The sequence below is a fragment of the Phenylobacterium sp. genome (genome assembly GCF_030698145.1).
In the GTDB taxonomy this organism is placed as follows: domain Bacteria; phylum Pseudomonadota; class Alphaproteobacteria; order Caulobacterales; family Caulobacteraceae; genus Phenylobacterium.
Genome location: NZ_JAUYNW010000137.1, coordinates 1 through 14,726, shown reverse-complemented (window position 1 = coordinate 14,726; position 14,726 = coordinate 1). Strand labels below are relative to the sequence as shown.

16 protein-coding genes and 2 tRNA genes are annotated in these 14,726 nt (G+C 68.6%); 12 read left to right on the top strand and 6 right to left on the bottom strand.

All coding sequences use genetic code 11. From position 1 onward, the window contains the following. The 3 genes from Q8Q77_RS19145 to Q8Q77_RS19135 form a co-directional block, all read right to left on the bottom strand. Positions 1-150: GTP-binding protein (locus tag Q8Q77_RS19145; RefSeq protein ID WP_305585400.1), on the bottom strand; the 150-nt coding region annotated here is incomplete at its 3' end. Between the two features lie 30 nt (positions 151-180). After that, a tRNA-Gly gene (locus tag Q8Q77_RS19140) sits at positions 181-254 on the bottom strand. Between the two features lie 53 nt (positions 255-307). Beyond that, positions 308-393 (bottom strand) — tRNA-Tyr (locus tag Q8Q77_RS19135). A gap of 92 nt (positions 394-485) precedes the next feature. Here Q8Q77_RS19135 and rlmB point away from each other — a divergent pair. The 6 genes from rlmB to Q8Q77_RS19105 all read left to right on the top strand — a co-directional run bounded on the left by rlmB (position 486) and on the right by Q8Q77_RS19105 (position 5,530). Further along, positions 486-1,283 carry a 23S rRNA (guanosine(2251)-2'-O)-methyltransferase RlmB gene (gene rlmB, locus Q8Q77_RS19130; RefSeq protein ID WP_371130485.1) on the top strand — a complete coding sequence of 266 codons (798 nt, stop codon included), beginning with the start codon at positions 486-488 and terminating at the stop codon, positions 1,281-1,283. 71 nt (positions 1,284-1,354) lie between these two features. Continuing rightward, on the top strand, positions 1,355-2,080 hold the full coding sequence (locus Q8Q77_RS19125) for a TerC family protein (RefSeq protein WP_305585502.1): 726 nt from the start codon (positions 1,355-1,357) through the stop codon (positions 2,078-2,080). A gap of 45 nt (positions 2,081-2,125) precedes the next feature. Beyond that, entirely contained in the window at positions 2,126-3,058 is a 933-nt protein-coding gene (locus Q8Q77_RS19120) for a nucleoside hydrolase (protein WP_305585500.1), read from the top strand. Further along, entirely contained in the window at positions 3,055-3,906 is an 852-nt protein-coding gene (locus Q8Q77_RS19115) for a ribokinase (protein WP_305585498.1), read from the top strand. The genes Q8Q77_RS19120 and Q8Q77_RS19115 overlap by 4 nt, the downstream gene beginning before the upstream one ends. Then, positions 3,903-4,826, top strand: coding sequence for an isopenicillin N synthase family oxygenase (locus tag Q8Q77_RS19110; RefSeq protein ID WP_305585496.1), 924 nt, complete (start codon positions 3,903-3,905; stop codon positions 4,824-4,826). Before Q8Q77_RS19115 ends, Q8Q77_RS19110 begins: the two co-directional genes overlap by 4 nt. Next, positions 4,823-5,530, top strand: a complete 708-nt coding sequence (locus tag Q8Q77_RS19105; RefSeq protein ID WP_305585494.1) for an EcsC family protein — start codon at positions 4,823-4,825, stop codon at positions 5,528-5,530. The genes Q8Q77_RS19110 and Q8Q77_RS19105 overlap by 4 nt, the downstream gene beginning before the upstream one ends. On the opposite strand, the gene Q8Q77_RS19100 is transcribed toward Q8Q77_RS19105, so the two are convergent. Then, positions 5,527-6,624 (bottom strand): NADH:flavin oxidoreductase, encoded by a 1,098-nt coding sequence (locus Q8Q77_RS19100; RefSeq protein WP_305585493.1) that lies wholly within the window; start codon positions 6,622-6,624, stop codon positions 5,527-5,529. The genes Q8Q77_RS19105 and Q8Q77_RS19100 overlap by 4 nt on opposite strands. A 17-nt stretch (positions 6,625-6,641) precedes the next feature. Beyond that, positions 6,642-6,944: a helix-turn-helix transcriptional regulator gene (locus tag Q8Q77_RS19095; RefSeq protein ID WP_305585492.1), complete on the bottom strand. Its 303-nt coding sequence runs from the start codon at positions 6,942-6,944 to the stop codon at positions 6,642-6,644. 66 nt (positions 6,945-7,010) lie between these two features. Between Q8Q77_RS19095 and Q8Q77_RS19090 the strand changes: the two genes are divergently transcribed. Beyond that, positions 7,011-7,874, top strand: coding sequence for a PhzF family phenazine biosynthesis protein (locus Q8Q77_RS19090; RefSeq protein ID WP_305585491.1), 864 nt, complete (start codon positions 7,011-7,013; stop codon positions 7,872-7,874). A gap of 5 nt (positions 7,875-7,879) precedes the next feature. Then, positions 7,880-8,791, top strand: coding sequence for a DMT family transporter (locus Q8Q77_RS19085; RefSeq protein ID WP_305585490.1), 912 nt, complete (start codon positions 7,880-7,882; stop codon positions 8,789-8,791). Positions 8,792-8,953: 162 nt separating this feature from the next. Here Q8Q77_RS19085 and metG read toward each other — a convergent pair whose 3' ends face one another. Beyond that, entirely contained in the window at positions 8,954-10,750 is a 1,797-nt protein-coding gene (gene metG / locus Q8Q77_RS19080) for a methionine--tRNA ligase (protein WP_305585489.1), read from the bottom strand. Positions 10,751-10,941: 191 nt separating this feature from the next. On the opposite strand from metG, the gene Q8Q77_RS19075 reads away from it, so the two are divergent. The 4 genes from Q8Q77_RS19075 (at position 10,942) to Q8Q77_RS19060 (ending at position 14,573) form a co-directional block, all read left to right on the top strand. Continuing rightward, positions 10,942-11,349, top strand: coding sequence for a DUF1761 domain-containing protein (locus Q8Q77_RS19075; RefSeq protein WP_305585488.1), 408 nt, complete (start codon positions 10,942-10,944; stop codon positions 11,347-11,349). A gap of 73 nt (positions 11,350-11,422) precedes the next feature. Beyond that, a complete protein-coding gene (locus tag Q8Q77_RS19070) occupies positions 11,423-12,517 on the top strand; it encodes a polyamine ABC transporter substrate-binding protein (protein ID WP_305585487.1) in 1,095 nt (364 codons plus the stop codon). Next, positions 12,514-13,677 (top strand): ABC transporter ATP-binding protein, encoded by a 1,164-nt coding sequence (locus Q8Q77_RS19065; protein WP_305585486.1) that lies wholly within the window; start codon positions 12,514-12,516, stop codon positions 13,675-13,677. Before Q8Q77_RS19070 ends, Q8Q77_RS19065 begins: the two co-directional genes overlap by 4 nt. Continuing rightward, positions 13,674-14,573: an ABC transporter permease gene (locus Q8Q77_RS19060; protein WP_305585484.1), complete on the top strand. Its 900-nt coding sequence runs from the start codon at positions 13,674-13,676 to the stop codon at positions 14,571-14,573. The genes Q8Q77_RS19065 and Q8Q77_RS19060 overlap by 4 nt, the downstream gene beginning before the upstream one ends. Positions 14,574-14,726: the final 153 nt, after the last annotated feature.

The window sequence follows — 14,726 nt, the reverse complement described above, 5'->3', positions numbered from 1 at the left end:
GATGTCGGCATAGGCCATCGCCTTCGCGCCGCCGGCCTTGGCCAGGATCATCGTGATCGCCGCCGTCAACGTCGTCTTGCCATGGTCAACGTGACCAATCGTGCCGATGTTGCAATGCGGCTTGTTGCGTTCGAACTTTTCCTTGGCCATCGGGGTCCTGCCGGCGTTTGAGGTCTAGATTGGAGCGGGTAGCGGGAATCGAACCCGCATCCTCAGCTTGGAAGGCTGCTGCACTACCACTGTGCTATACCCGCCGAAGAGAAGCGCGGCGTCGCGCCAGACTCCTTGAATTAGCAACTCCGAGGCGTGGTGGGGGAAGTAGGACTCGAACCTACGAAGGCGTACGCCAGGGGATTTACAGTCCCCCCCCTTTGCCACTCGGGACATTCCCCCAGCGCGCTCGAAGCCATATCGAAAGCCTGGACAAAAGTTCCGTCGCGTGAGCGAAGGAACCGTCCGGCCCCCAATTTGGAGCGCGTCTTATAGTGTCCTCATCCCGCGAACGCAACGCGCCCTGGAAGGGCGGCAAAAAGGGACCTCAAAGACCCCTCAACCGTAAGCAGGACAACGTTTCGGACGAATGGCTGTGGGGTTGGCATGCGGTAAGCGCCGCCCTGGGCAACACCGCGCGCAAGGCGCCGGAGCGTCTTCTGGCCACCGCCGACCGCACCAAGGAGATCGAGGCTCGATTCGGTCGGCAGAAGGTTCTGGAGACGCTCGACCCGCAGGTCATCGGCAATCACCTGCCCGCCGGCGCGGTCCATCAGGGGGTCGCCCTGCGCGTTCCCCACCTGCAGGCCTGGGGCCTGGACGCCTTCGACGCCAAGCCCGGCGCCGTGCTGCTGATGCTGGACCAGGTCACCGATCCGCAGAACGTCGGCGCCATCCTGCGCTCCGCGGCGGCCTTCGGCGCCAGCGGGGTGATCTTGCAGGATCGCCACGCCCCCAAGCTCTCGGGCGCCCTGGCCAAGGCCGCGGCCGGGGCGGTCGACGCCATACCCTCGGCCCGGGTGATCAACCTGTCGCGCGCGCTGGAGGAACTGGCCGAGCTGGGCTGGCGCGCGGTCGGCTTGGCCGGGACGGCGGAAAAGACCCTGAACCAAGCGCTGAACGGCGAGCCCACCGTGCTGGTGCTGGGGTCGGAGGGCGAAGGCTTGCGCCGGCTGGTGGCCGAACACTGCGACGAGCTCGCCCGGATCGACATGCCCGGCGGCTTCGAAAGCCTCAATGTTTCGGCCGCCGCGGCCGTGGCGCTGTACGAGGCCACCCGTACCCGAAGCTAGGATGGAGATTTTCGCCAGCGCAGCGCCTTAGGCGGTTGCGGAGCCCGGCGGGCTGTCGCATTCAGGGCGCGATGTTGGAAACCCTGTTCGCGCCCGGCGCCTTCGCCGCCTTTCTCTCAGTCCTGATGATCGACCTGGTCCTGGCCGGGGACAACGCCGTGGCCGTGGGCCTAGCCGCCGCCGCCCTGCCGACCGACCAGCGCCGCAAGGCCATCCTCTGGGGCCTGGCCGCCGCCGTGACCATGCGGATCGGCTTCGCCCTGATCACCACCCAGCTGCTGGGCATTGTCGGCCTGCTGTTCGCGGGCGGCCTGCTGCTGCTCTGGGTCTGCTGGAGGATGTGGCGGGAACTGAAGGAACAGGCCGAGCCGGAGGAGGTCGCCGCCGCGGCGGCCATGGACGACGATCCGTCCACCGAGCCCTCCAGCGCCATGGCGGCCAAGCAGCCCAAGACCTTCAAGGCCGCCTTCATCCAGATCCTGATCGCCGACCTCTCCATGTCGCTGGACAATGTGCTGGCGGTGGCGGGCGCGGCGCGGGAGCACCCAACCATCCTGGTGTTCGGCCTGCTGCTCTCCATCGCCCTGATGGGGGTCGCGGCCAATTACATCGCCCGGCTGCTGCACCGGTTCCGCTGGATCGGCTATGTCGGCCTGCTGATTGTGCTCTATGTGGCCCTGCACATGATGTGGGAGGGCCACCAGGACGTGGTCCGCGACCTCGGCCAGACCACGGCCTACAACGCCATCGTCCCCGATTTCATGGACATCCAGCCCAAGGCGCCAGCCGCCCACTAGCTTGACGGCTTGCGGTCGGGGTCGGAATTCCTCGACAATGGGTCGGTGACAAAGCTCATCATCGATTGCGATCCCGGCGTCGACGACGCCGTCGCCCTGTTCCTGGCCTTCGCCTCGCGGGATCTCGAGATCCTCGCGGTCACCACCGTGGGCGGCAATGTCGGCGCGGACCTGACCGCCCGCAACGCCCGGATCATCCGCCAGATCGCCGGCCGCGAGGACGTACCCGTCCATGCCGGCGCCACGCGCCCCCTGGTCCGCGAACCCGTCGAGGCCGACCACTTCCACGGCGAATCCGGCCTGGGCGACCTGCCGGTGTTCGAACCCGACGCGCCCCTGGCGGCAGCCCACGCGGTCGACGTCATCGTCGAGACGGTGATGGCCGCGGCGCCAGGTACCGTCACCCTGGCGGTCACCGGCCCGATGACCAACCTGGCCCTGGCTATCATCCGTGAGCCGGCCCTCGCCCATCGGCTGGCGCGCGTCGTGGTGATGGGTGGAGCCCGGACCGAGGGCGGCAACATCACCCCCTCGGCCGAGTACAACATCTATGCCGACCCGCACGCGGCCCACGTGGTGTTTTCGTCGCGTTGCCCCTGCGTGGTGCTGGGCCTGGACGCCACCCACCAGGTGCGCGCCACGGCCGGGCGGGTCGCGGCGATCCGCGCGGCCGGCACGCCAGCGGCCCAGGCCGCGGCCGGGGTCATCGACTTCTCCAACGGCATCGAGCGCGACCTGGTCGGGGGCAGGAGCGCACCGATGCACGATCCCTGCGTCATCGCCTACATCCTCGCGCCGCACCTCTTCACCACTCGGCCCTGCGGTCTGCAGGTGGAGACGAATTCAGCCCTCACGCTTGGCCACACCGCCGTGGAGTTCCGGCTGGCCGATCCCTCGGCCGCCACCGTCCAATGGGTGACGGAGGTCGACGCCGACGGTGTGTTCGGCCTGATCACCGAACGACTCGCCCGATCATGACCAGGCGCGTGGACATCACCGTGGTCGGTTCGATCAATCTCGACCTCGTGGCTACCGCGGCCACCCTGCCCGCCCCCGGCGAGACGGTCACCGGCGCGACGCTGGGCCGCCATCCCGGCGGCAAGGGCGCCAACCAGGCCCTGGCCGCCCAGCGGCTGGGCGCCACGGTGCGCCTGGTCGGCCGGGTCGGCGACGACGCCATGGCCGATGAGGCCCTGGCCCTGCTGGCCGCCGGCGGCGTCGATCTGTCCGGCGTGGCGCGCGACGCCGAGGCTCCCACGGGCGTGGCGCTGATCGCCGTCTCCCTGGCCGGGGAGAACCAGATCGTGGTCGCCTCGGGCGCCAACGCCGCCTTCCTGCCGCAGCACCTGACGTCGCCGCCGCGGGGCGCCCTGATCTGCCAGCTCGAAATCCCCCTGGCCACCGTGGAGAAGGCCGTGGCGGCGGCCGAGGGCTTCGTCTGTCTCAACCTCGCCCCGGCGGCGGAGATCCCCGAGACCCTGTTGCAGCGGGCGGACCTGATCGTGGTCAACGAGACCGAGGCCGCCTTCTATGGCGAGCGCCTGCACCGAGCCCCCGGGCTTGTCGCGGTGACGCTCGGCGCTCGCGGGGCGGAACTCCGCCGCGCGGGCGAACTGCTGGCCAGCACCATCCCGCCTCCGGTGGAGGTGGTCGACACCACCGGGGCCGGCGACACCTTCGTGGCCGCCCTCACCCTGGCCCTGCTGGAAGAACGTCCACCGCGGGACGCCCTGACCTTCGCCTGCAAGGCGGGGGCGCTCGCCACCACGCGGGCCGGAGCCCAGCCCGCCCTGCCCCTTCGTTCCGAGGTCGAGGCGATCCCATGACCCGTCATGTTCCTGAACTCCGCCTGAAGGCCTTCACCCACGGCGACGCCGCCCAGCGGGCGGCCTTCTCCGACGCCCTGATGGCCGGCCTGCAGGACTACGGCTTCATCATCCTGCAGGACCACAACGTCCCGGTGAAGCTGCTGAACCGCGCCTATGGCCTGGCCGAAAAGGTCTTCGCCCTGCCCGAGGCCGAGAAGCGCCGCCACGCCAAGGGCCTGCGCGGCTACACCCCGTTCGGGGTCGAGCACGCCAAGGACAATCCCCACGCCGACCTAAAGGAGTTCTGGCAGATCGGCCGCGAACCGCGCTCAGACCTGGCCGAGGCCCTGCCGCCCAATGTCTGGCCGGAGGGACGCCCGGACTTCAAGGAGACGTTCTCGGCCCTGTTCGCGGGGTTGGACGAGACCGGCGCGCTGCTGCTGCGCGCGCTGGCCCCCAAGCTCGGTCTCGACGAGGCATATTTCGATCCCCTGGTGACGGACGGGACCTCGATCCTGCGGGTGCTGCACTATCCGCCGATCCCCAGCGACGCCGACCCGGAGTGCGTCCGTTCGGCGGCGCACGAGGACATCAACTTCATCACCATCCTGGTCGCGGCCAAGGGCGCGGGCCTGCAGCTCCTCGATCGCGACGGGACCTGGCTGCCGGTCGAGACCGCCCAGAGCAACCTGATCGTCGACAGCGGCGACATGCTTGCGCGCCTGACCAACGGGGTCATCCCGTCGACCGCCCACCGGGTGGTCAATCCCGAGGGCCCGAACGTCAGCCGCTATTCGATGCCGTTCTTCATGCACCCGACCTCGGCGACCTCGCTGGAGGTGTTGCCCTCCTGCGTGGGCCAGGGCGCGAAGTTCCCGCCGATCACCGCCGGAGAGTTCCTCGACGAGCGGCTGAAGGCCATCGGCCTGGCCAAATGAGCGAAGCCTACGAGGTCCGGGCCCGCGCCGAGCTTGCGGTCTGGAAGCGGCGGATCCTGAAGAAACCTGGCCTGCTGGGCGACGCCGCCCGCGCGGTACAGGGCCGCATCAACCGCGCCATTCCCGAGAAGGTCCACGCGGTGATCACCGAGGTCATCGAGCAGATGACCCGCGGAATCATGACCGGCTCCGACCTCACCACCCCGCAGCCGCTGATCGGCGCGGGCTTGGAGGAACGCGAGGCGCGGGTCCGCGAGAAGATCGCGCTCTACCGCACGACCGCGGCGGCGGAGGGCGGGGTCGCGGGGGCCGGGGGCTTCCTGCTGGCGGCGGTCGACTTCCCGGCCCTGATCGGCCTGAAGATCAAGCTGCTGTTCGACATCGCAGCACTCTACGGCCATTCCGGCGATCTGGCGGCCGAGCGGCTCTACATCCTGCAGATCTTCCAGCTGGCCTTTTCCAGCCCCGGCCATCGCCACGAGATCTATGACGCCATGACCCGGACAGGCTCGACCCCCGTCTCGCTTGAGGACTTCGACTGGCGGAAGTTCCAGCAGGAGTACCGCGACCACATCGACCTGGCCAAGCTCGCCCAGCTCATCCCCGTGATCGGCGCGCCGGTGGGCGCCATCGTCAACTTCCACCTGGTCGACAAGCTGGGCGAAACCGCGATGAACGCCTACCGGTTGAGAATCTTCAGCTAGGCGTCCTGTGTCTCCTGGACGACGAAGCCCTTCCAGCTGTTCATGTAGTCAACGAAGGCCGGGCCAAGGCCCTCCTGGCGCAGATGCTCGCGGGTGACCGGCAGGGACGCGGGCCGGAAGTCGGCGTCGGCCGCCGCCTGTTTCGGGAAGTCATGGTGCAGGATGGCCGCGCGGCCGATCAGCACGAAGTCGGCGCCGGCCTCCAGGCACGCCGCAGCGTCGGCCGGGGTCATCACCTTGCCGGCGACGCCCAGACGCACATCGCCACGCGGCAGGTCGGTGAACCAGGACATCAGGCTGCGGCCCTGGAAGGCCTCGTCCATCGGCTCCTTGCGGTGGTCCCACAGCGACATGTCGAGATAGTCGATCTTGCCCTCGGCCATCAGGTCGCGCGCCAGGTCGCGGATCTCGCCCAGGTCCAGGCCGAACCGCTCGGGCGACAGGCGCAGGCCGAGATTGAGGTCGGGACGGCAGCGGGCGCGCACGCCGACGATGATCTCGCGCACAATGCGGGCGCGGTTCTCCGGCGATCCGCCGTAGCGGTCCGTCCGCTGGTTGACCTCCGGCGACAGGAACTGGCTCAGCACATAGCCGTGGGCGCCGTGCAGTTCGACCCCGTCGAAGCCCGCCTTGTCCGCACGCTCGGCGGCGGCGATGAAGTCCTCGATGAGCTGGGCGACCTCGGCCTCGGTCAGGGCCCGCGCGCCGAACTCCGCCTCGTCCGACGGGCAGACCGGCGCTTCGCCGATCAACTCCTTGGGCGAGCGCATGCCGGCGTGATGCAGCTGCACCACAGCCACGCTGTCAGCCGCCTTGATCGCCGCCGCCAGGCGCGTCAGGCCCTCGAGGTGTTCGTCCCCGAAGATGCCGAGCTGACCCGGGAAGCCCTGGCCGATGCGCTGGACGTGGGCCGCGCAGGTCATGGTCAGGCCAAAGCCGCCCTGCGCCCGCATGGTCAGCCACTTGAACTCGTCGTCCGAGAGCCGCCCGTCCGGATGGCTCTGCAGATTGGTCAGCGGCGCCAGCATGAAGCGGTTCTTCATGGCCGGGCCGTGGGCGAAGCTCAGCGGCTCGAACAGGGTCGATATGGACAAGTGCGTCTCCTGAAAGACTAGACGGCGGCCTCGATGGCGCGCGTGATTTCGGCGATGCGGACGTCGTTGCGGCGATAGAACGTCCATTGCTTGATCTTGGTGGGCGTCACCAGGCCCGCCTGGATGAGGACGCGCATGTGTTCGCTCAGGGTCGGGTGGCTGATGCCCAGCTTCTCGGCCAGCCAGACGCCGCACACCCCGTCGGCGTTCAGGTCGCCGTGGACCTGAGGCGGGAAGTTCCCGACCGGGTCCTTCAGCCACTCCAGTATCTGCAGCCGCCGCTCGTTGGCGAGCGCACGGAAGATGTCGGCCAGCTCCATTTTGTGACTTTGCCAATCGACGAAGTTATGTCAACCCTTGAGCCTCCCAAAGCGACGGATATCCCGATGGCCAGCTACCCCTTCGTCACCCTCGACGTGTTCACCGACACCCGTTTCGGCGGCAATCCGCTGGCCGTGTTCACCGATGCCCGCGGCCTGACCGGCGACCAGATGCAGGCCCTGGCCGCCGAGATGAACCTGTCGGAGACCACCTTCGTCCTGCCGCCGGAGGACCCCGCCAACACGGCCCGGGTGCGTATCTTCAACCGTACGGCCGAGATGCCCTTCGCCGGCCACCCGTCCATCGGCACCGGCTGGGTCCTGTCCCAGATGGGCCGCGGAACCGACCTGCGGCTGGAAGTCCCGGCCGGGATCGTCGGGGTCGAGGTCACCGACCATGGGGCGACTATCGCCGCGCCGCGCCCGCTGTCCCTGGGCGCCGAGCTCGCGGTCGACGTGGCCGCGGCCTGCGCGAGCATCACTCCCGCCGACATCGTCGTCACCGGCCACCGCCCCGTGGAGGCCACGGTCGGCGTCGCCTTCATCTTCGCCGAGGTGACGGGCGAGGCCCTGACCCGCGCCGCGCCTGATCTGGCCGCCTTCCGCCAGGCCGGCGACAGCGATCCGGCGTTCGGCGACCGCCTCTCCCTTCACCTCTACGCCCGCGACGGCGACACCCTCCGTGCGCGGATGTTCGCGCCCAATTCCGGCACGGTGGAGGACCCGGCCACCGGCAGCGCCAACGCCACCCTGGCGGCCCTGCTGCTGTCGCTCTCCGGCGCGGAAGCCGGCGGCTGGGACATCATCCAGGGCGTGGAGATGGGTCGGCCGTCGCGCCTGCGCGCCACGGCCCGCCGCGCCGCCGACGGCGTCAGGGCCACGGTCGGCGGCGGCTGCGTCCCCGTCCTGCGCGGCGAAGCGACCGTTTGACCGGCATGCGCAAGCCCCTCGACCTCCTGGCGGTCACCCTGATGATCGCCCTGTGCGTCTGCTGGGGCTTCACCCAGATCGCCGTGAAGCTGATCGCCGACGACGTGACGCCGATGATGCAGATGGGCCTGCGCTCGGCGCTCGCCGCCATGGTGCTGGGCGCGCTCACCCTCTGGCGCGACAGGCGCGGCATGTTCACGGACGGGACCCTGCGCCCCGGCCTGCTGGTCGGCCTGTTGTTCGCCGTGGAGTTCCTGTTCATCGCCCAGGGCCTGACGCTCACCAGCGCCTCGCACATGGTGGTGTTCATCTATAGCGCGCCGATCTTCTCGGCCCTGGGCCTGGCCCTGCGTTTCCGTGAGGAACGCCTGTCGCCGTGGCAGTGGGCCGGCGTGCTGCTGGCCTTCGGCGGCATCGCGCTGTCGTTCCTGGGCGGCGGCGAGACGGTCAGCCCCACCATGCTGCTGGGCGACGCCCTGGGGCTGTTGGCGGGCCTCTCCTGGGGCCTGACCACGGTGGCGATCCGCGGGTCGAGGCTGTCGGACGCCCCGGCGGTCAAGACCCTGTTCTACCAGGTGGCCTTCGCGGGCGTCATGCTCATGGGGGTTGCGGCCTGGAACGGCGAGTTCCGGGTCAATCCCACGCCGGCGGTGATCCTGAACCTGGGCTATCAGACCGTGATCGTCACCCTGATCACCTACGTCGTCTGGTTCTGGCTGCTGACCAAGTACCTGGCCTCGCGCCTGTCGATCCTCAGCTTCCTGACCCCGCTGTTCGGCGTGGTGTTCGGCGTGGCCGTCCTGCACGAGCCCCTGGAGCCGTCCTTCGTGGTTGGGGCCGTCCTGGTGTTGGCCGGGGTCTCGCTGGTCAGCGGCGCGGAGTTCCTGCGCGACCGGTTCGCGAAGGCGGCGGCCTGACATCGGCGCGGCGAGCCCCCTCCGTCACGTCGCCGAAGAGGGCGGCGCGCCACCTCCCCCAATTCGCGCTCCGCGCTGGGGGAGGATCTGGGAGCCCATAGATGCTCCCCTCTTGGGGGAGCTGTCAGCGAAGCTGACTGAGGGGGACTTTGACTCTTAGTCCTACTCCGCCTCGGCCCCGCCGAAGCGGGCGGTCCATTCAGCGACCTGGTCGTTCTCCACCTTCTTGAACAGCACCTCCGGCGCGGCGACCTTGCGGCCGGCCGGCAGGATGTCGAGCGGGCTGGGACCCGTCGGCCATGTCCCCGGGAAGGGCTCGCCCACGCCGGCGGCGATTTTCTCCGCCGCGAACGGGATGAACGGCTCCGACACCCTGGCGAACAGGGCGACCAGGTTCAGGCCCGTGCGCACCGCCACGGCGGCCCGTTCCGGGTCGGTTTTGATCGCCGTCCAGGGCGCGGCCTCGGTCAGGTACTGGTTGCCCAGCACCCAGAGCTGGCGCAGCGACTGGCAGGCCTTCCTCATCTCGACGGCGTCGAGGTTCTCGGTCAGTTCAGCCAGCTTGGCGGCGACGTCGGCCTGGAGCTTGATCTCCAGCGGCCCCGCCTCCCCGCCCGCCGGGACCGCGCCCTCGAAGCGGGTCTCGGTAAACTTCAGGATGCGGTTGACGAAGTTGCCCAGCACGTCGGCCAGGTCGGCGTTCACCTGGGCCTGGAACTGCTCCCAGGTGAAGGTGGCGTCCGAGCTCTCAGGCGCATTGGCCATGATCCACCAGCGCCAGTAGTCGGCGGGCAGGATCTCCAGGGCCGCGTCGATGAACACGCCCCGCTGGTGGGTCGTGGAGAACCGGCCGCCGTAATAATTCAGCCAGTTGAAGCCCTTGAGCGTGTCGACCAGCTTCCAGGGCGCATTCGACGCCGGACGCCAGGCCCCGTCGGCCCCGCGCGTCTCGTTCATCCCGAACAGGGTGCAGGGGAAGCCCACGGTGTGGAAGGGCACGTTGTCCTTGCCCATGAACTCCACATAGCTGACGTCGTCGGCCACCGGCCCGCGCCACCAACGCTCATAGCCGCTCTCGTCGGCGGGGTCGGCGCCGGGCTGGGCGGCGGCCCATTCCCAGGTCGCGCCGATATATTCGATCGGCGCGTCGAACCAGACGTAGAACACCTTGCCGGCCAGGCCCTCGACATCGGGCCGCTCGCCGGCCGGATTGGGACCCCAGTCAGCGGCGTTGACCGGCACGCCCCATTCCAGGTCCCGCGTGATGCCGCGGTCCTGCAGGCCCTCGTCCAGCCACTTGAGCGCCGTGGAGGTCACCAGCAGCGGCCACTGGCCCTTCTTGTCGGTGATCCAGTCGCGCAGTTTCCCCTCGAAGGCGGTCTGCTTGAGGAACAGGTGCTTGGAATCGCGGATCTCGATGTCTTCCGAGCCCGAGACCGCCGAGCGCGGGCGGATCAGGTCGACCGGGTCGAGCTGGCGCGTGCAGTTGTCGCACTGGTCGCCGCGCGCCGCGTCGTAGCCGCAATGCGGACAGGTCCCCACCACATAGCGGTCAGGCAGAAAGCGCTTGTCGGCGTTGGAGTAAACCTGCTGGGTGGTGCGCCCCTCGATGAAGCCCGCCTCCCACAGAGACTGGGCGAAGCGCTGGGTCAGGACCCGGTTCTGGACCGAGGACGAACGGCCGAAATAGTCCCAGCTCATCCCGAACCCGGCATAGAGGTCGCGCTGGATCTGGTGCTGTTCGTCGCAATAAGCCCGCACGTCCTGGCCGAGCGCCGCGGCGCCCAGCTCGGCCGGCGTGCCGTGCTCGTCGGTGGCGCAGATGTAGAGGGTCTCGACACCCTTCGCGCGCTGGAAGCGGGCATAGACGTCGGCCGGCAGCATGGAGCCCGCCAGATTGCCCAGGTGCTTGATCCCGTTGATGTAGGGCAAGGCCGAGGTGATCAGAATACGGGACATGAGGTCTCTCGAAATGGGGAGGAGCGGCGGCTTATAGGGCGCCCGATCTGGTTCGCCAAAGCGCTCACCGCAAGGCGCAGTGCAATCACCGCTGGTGTTTTCAATGGTTAAGCTTCAGTCTGCCCTGACGGAAGGCGGCCCTTCGCCAACGAAAACAACAAGCTGCCTCCGAATGAAAAAGGGAGAGACGCATGTTGAAAGGCATCAACTGGATTGCCGTCGTCGTGGCGTTCGTCCTGCTCGAGGCCCTGGGCTTCCTGTGGTACGGGCCGCTGTTCGGCGCGATCTGGACGGCCGAGTTGGGCACGCCGCCCGATCCGAAGAGCGATCAGTTCGCCCTGGGCGTCGGCGCCGTGTTCACGATCATCACCATCGTTGGACTGTCCTGGCTGCTGCGTAAGTTGGGCGCGACCTCGCTTCGCGCCAGCCTGTTGGGCGCCTTCGGCGCCTGGTTCTTCTTCAGCTACACCACCATGGCCGTCGACTACCTCTATGTCGGCCAGACCGGGACCTTCGTGGCCATCAATATGGGCTATCAATTGCTCGCCTATCTGATCGCCGGCGCCGTGCTGGGGCTCATCAAGCCGAAGGCGCCCTGAGCCGGGGCCCCAGCGCTTTCATTCCCCGATATGGCTCGCCTATAAGGTCCTCACGACGGGGACGGAGGGCGTGATGCGGGCATGGGTGAAGGCGCTGGGCCTCAGCGCGGTGCTGGCGCTGGCCGGGTGCGGCCAGGCCGACAAGCCGCAGACGCTGACGATCTATAACTGGTCGGACTACATGGACCCGGCGCTCCTGGCCGACTTCACCAAGGAGACGGGGATCAAGGTCGAGTACAGCACCTTCGATTCCAACGAGATCCTCGAGACCAAGGTGCTGCAGGGCCATACCGGCTACGACATCGTCACGCCTTCGAACCACAACGTGCCGCGCTACATCACCGCCAGGGCCATCGCACCGCTGGACAAGGCCAGGCTGCCGAACGCCAAGAACCTCTGGCCCGAGGTCATGGCCCACATGGCGCCCTTCGATCCGGGCGCGAAATACGCGGTGCCCTACATGTGGGGGACTATCGGCGTCGGCTACAATGTCGAGGCGGTGGCCAAGCGCCTGCCCGGGGTGAACATCGACAGCTGGGCCGTGGTCTTCGACCCCGCCAACCTCGCCAAGCTCAAGGACTGCGGCGTCTACTACCTCGACGCCTCGGAGGACATGTACGCGGTCGCGCTCAACTATCTGGGCAAGGACCCCAATTCCAAGACCCTCGCCGACTACCAGGCGGCCACCGACCTGATGGTCAAGGCCCGCCCCTATGTCCGCAAGTTCCACTCCTCGGAATATATCGAGGCCCTTGCCAACGGCGATATCTGCGTGGCGGTGGGCTATTCCGGCGACATCCTGCAGGCCAAGGACCGGGCCGAGGAAGCCAAGAATGGCGTCAAGCTCGACTATGTCATCCCCAAGGAGGGCAGCCAGGTCTGGTTCGACGTCTTCACCATCCCCATCGACGCGCCGAACCCCGACGCCGCCTACAAGTTCCTCGACTTCATGCTGCGACCCGAGGTGATCGCCAAGGCGTCGAACTTCACCCAGTACGCCAACGCCAACGCCGCGGCGACGAAGCTGGTGGACGCCGAGGTGCGCGACAATCCCAACGTCTATCCCACCCCCGAGGTCTTCAAGCGGCTGTTCGTCACCAAGGACAAGGACCAGGCCCTGATGCGCGAGGTCACGCGCATGTGGACCCGGGTGCAGACCGGGCAATGACGGAACGGTCCCGCCCGCGCCTGAACATCGGCGCGGTCCGCTCGACCTTCGCGCCCTGGGCCGATCCCGCCGCCAGGCCGCTTGTGCGCTTCGTGAACGTGGTCAAACGCTTCGACGGCGAGACCGCCGTGGCCGGCGTGTCGCTGGACATCTACGAGGGCGAGTTCTTCGCCCTGCTGGGCCCCTCGGGCTGCGGCAAGACCACCCTGATGCGGCTGCTGGCGGGGTTCGAGGACCCCGACGAGGGCCGCGTGACCCTGGCGGGCGAAGACCTGGCCGGACGGGCGCCGCACCAGCGGCCGGTCAATATGATGTTCCAATCCTACGCCCTCTTCCCGCACCTCAGCGTCGAGAAGAACATCGCCTTCGGCCTGCGCCAGCAGGGCCTGCCCAAGGAGGAGGTCGAGGCCCGCGTGGCCGAGATGCTGGCCCTGGTGCGGCTGGACGGCCTGGCTCGGAGAAAGCCCCACCAGCTTTCCGGCGGCCAGCGCCAGCGCGTGGCCCTGGCCCGCGCCATCGCCCCCCGGCCCAGGATGTTGCTGCTGGACGAGCCGCTGGCGGCCCTGGACCGGAAGCTGCGCGAGGAAACCCAGTGGGAGCTGATGGCCCTGCAACAGAGCCTGGGCATGACCTTCCTGATCGTCACCCACGACCAGGAGGAGGCCATGGTCACCGCCGACCGGATCGCGGTGATGCGCGCGGGCGAGATCGTCCAGATCGGCCGGCCGGCAGAGGTCTATGAGGCGCCCAACTCCCGCTACGTGGCTGACTTCATCGGCGACGTGAACCTCTTCGAGGGCAAGGTCGAAAGCGCCGACGGCCAGATGGTCCGCCTGGCGAGCGCCGAGGCCGAGGGCGGGTTCGAGGCGGTCGAGGACGACATGATCGCGGTGGGCGACACCGTCTGGCTGGCCGTGCGCCCGGAGAAGATTCAGGTGCACCTGGACGCGCCGCCCCCCGGTCCCAACCGCCTGGCCGGCAAGGTCGCCGACATCGGCTATCTCGGCGACTGGACCACCTATCTGGTCGAACTGCCCAGCGGCCGGACGATCCGCGCCGCCCGCGCCAACGCCTCGCGGTTCGTCGAGCGGCCGGTGGACTGGGACGACCAGGTCTGGCTGACCTTCGCGCCCGACGCCGGCGTGGTGCTGACCCAGTGAGCGCCCGGCGCGACAGGACGGGCCTGGCGGCGCTGGCGCCCTTCCTGTGGCTGGGCGTCTTCTTCCTGTTCCCGTTCCTGCTGGTGGCCAAGCTGTCGCTGTCGGACACCGTCCTGGCCATGCCGCCCTATGCGCCGCGGATCGACTGGGCCCAGGGCATGGCCGGCGTCCAGGCCTTCCTCGCCGCCCTGGACTTCGAGACCTATGCGCGCCTGACCTCCGACCGGCTCTATGTGGCGGCCTATCTCTCCAGCCTGAGGTTCGCCGCCGTGGCCACGGGCATCCTGCTGCTGTTGGGCTATCCAATGGCCTACGCCATGGCGCGATGCTCGCCGGCCCTGCGCCAGGCCCTGCTGATGGCGGTGATCCTGCCGTTCTGGACCAGCTTCCTGATCCGGGTCTACGCCCTGATCGGCATCCTCAAGCCCGAAGGCCTGCTCAACACCGCGCTGGCGGCCCTCGGCCTGGGACCAGTCTCGCTGCTGAACACTGACGCGGCCATCTATATCGGCCTGGTCTACGCCTACGTGCCCTTCATGGTCCTGCCGCTCTACGCGGTGCTGGAGCGCCAGCATCACGACCTGCTGGAGGCCGCCGCCGATCTGGGCTGCACGCCGTTCCAGGCCTTCTGGCGCGTGACCTTCCCGCTGTCGCTGCCGGGCGTGGGCGCGGGCGCCCTGCTCTGCTTCATTCCGATGGTCGGCGAGTTCGTGATCCCCGACCTGCTGGGCGGCTCGGGCACCCTGATGCTGGGCAAGACCATCTGGACGGAGCTCTTCGCCAACCGCGACTGGCCGGCAGCCTCGGCCGTGGCCGTCGCCCTGCTGGCCACACTGGTCGTCCCCATCGCCCTCTATCAGCGCCAGCAGGCCAGGCTGAAGGCGGACGCCCGGTGAAATCCTGGATCATCAGATCCTCCCCCAGCGCGCAGCGCGATTTGGGGGAGCAACCGTAGTTAGGCTGGCGCATGTCTCCAGTCTGTGTTGTCGCGGATCATGGCGTTGAGGGTGACGAGGAGCCGTCGCATGCAGGCGGTGAGGGCGAGCTTT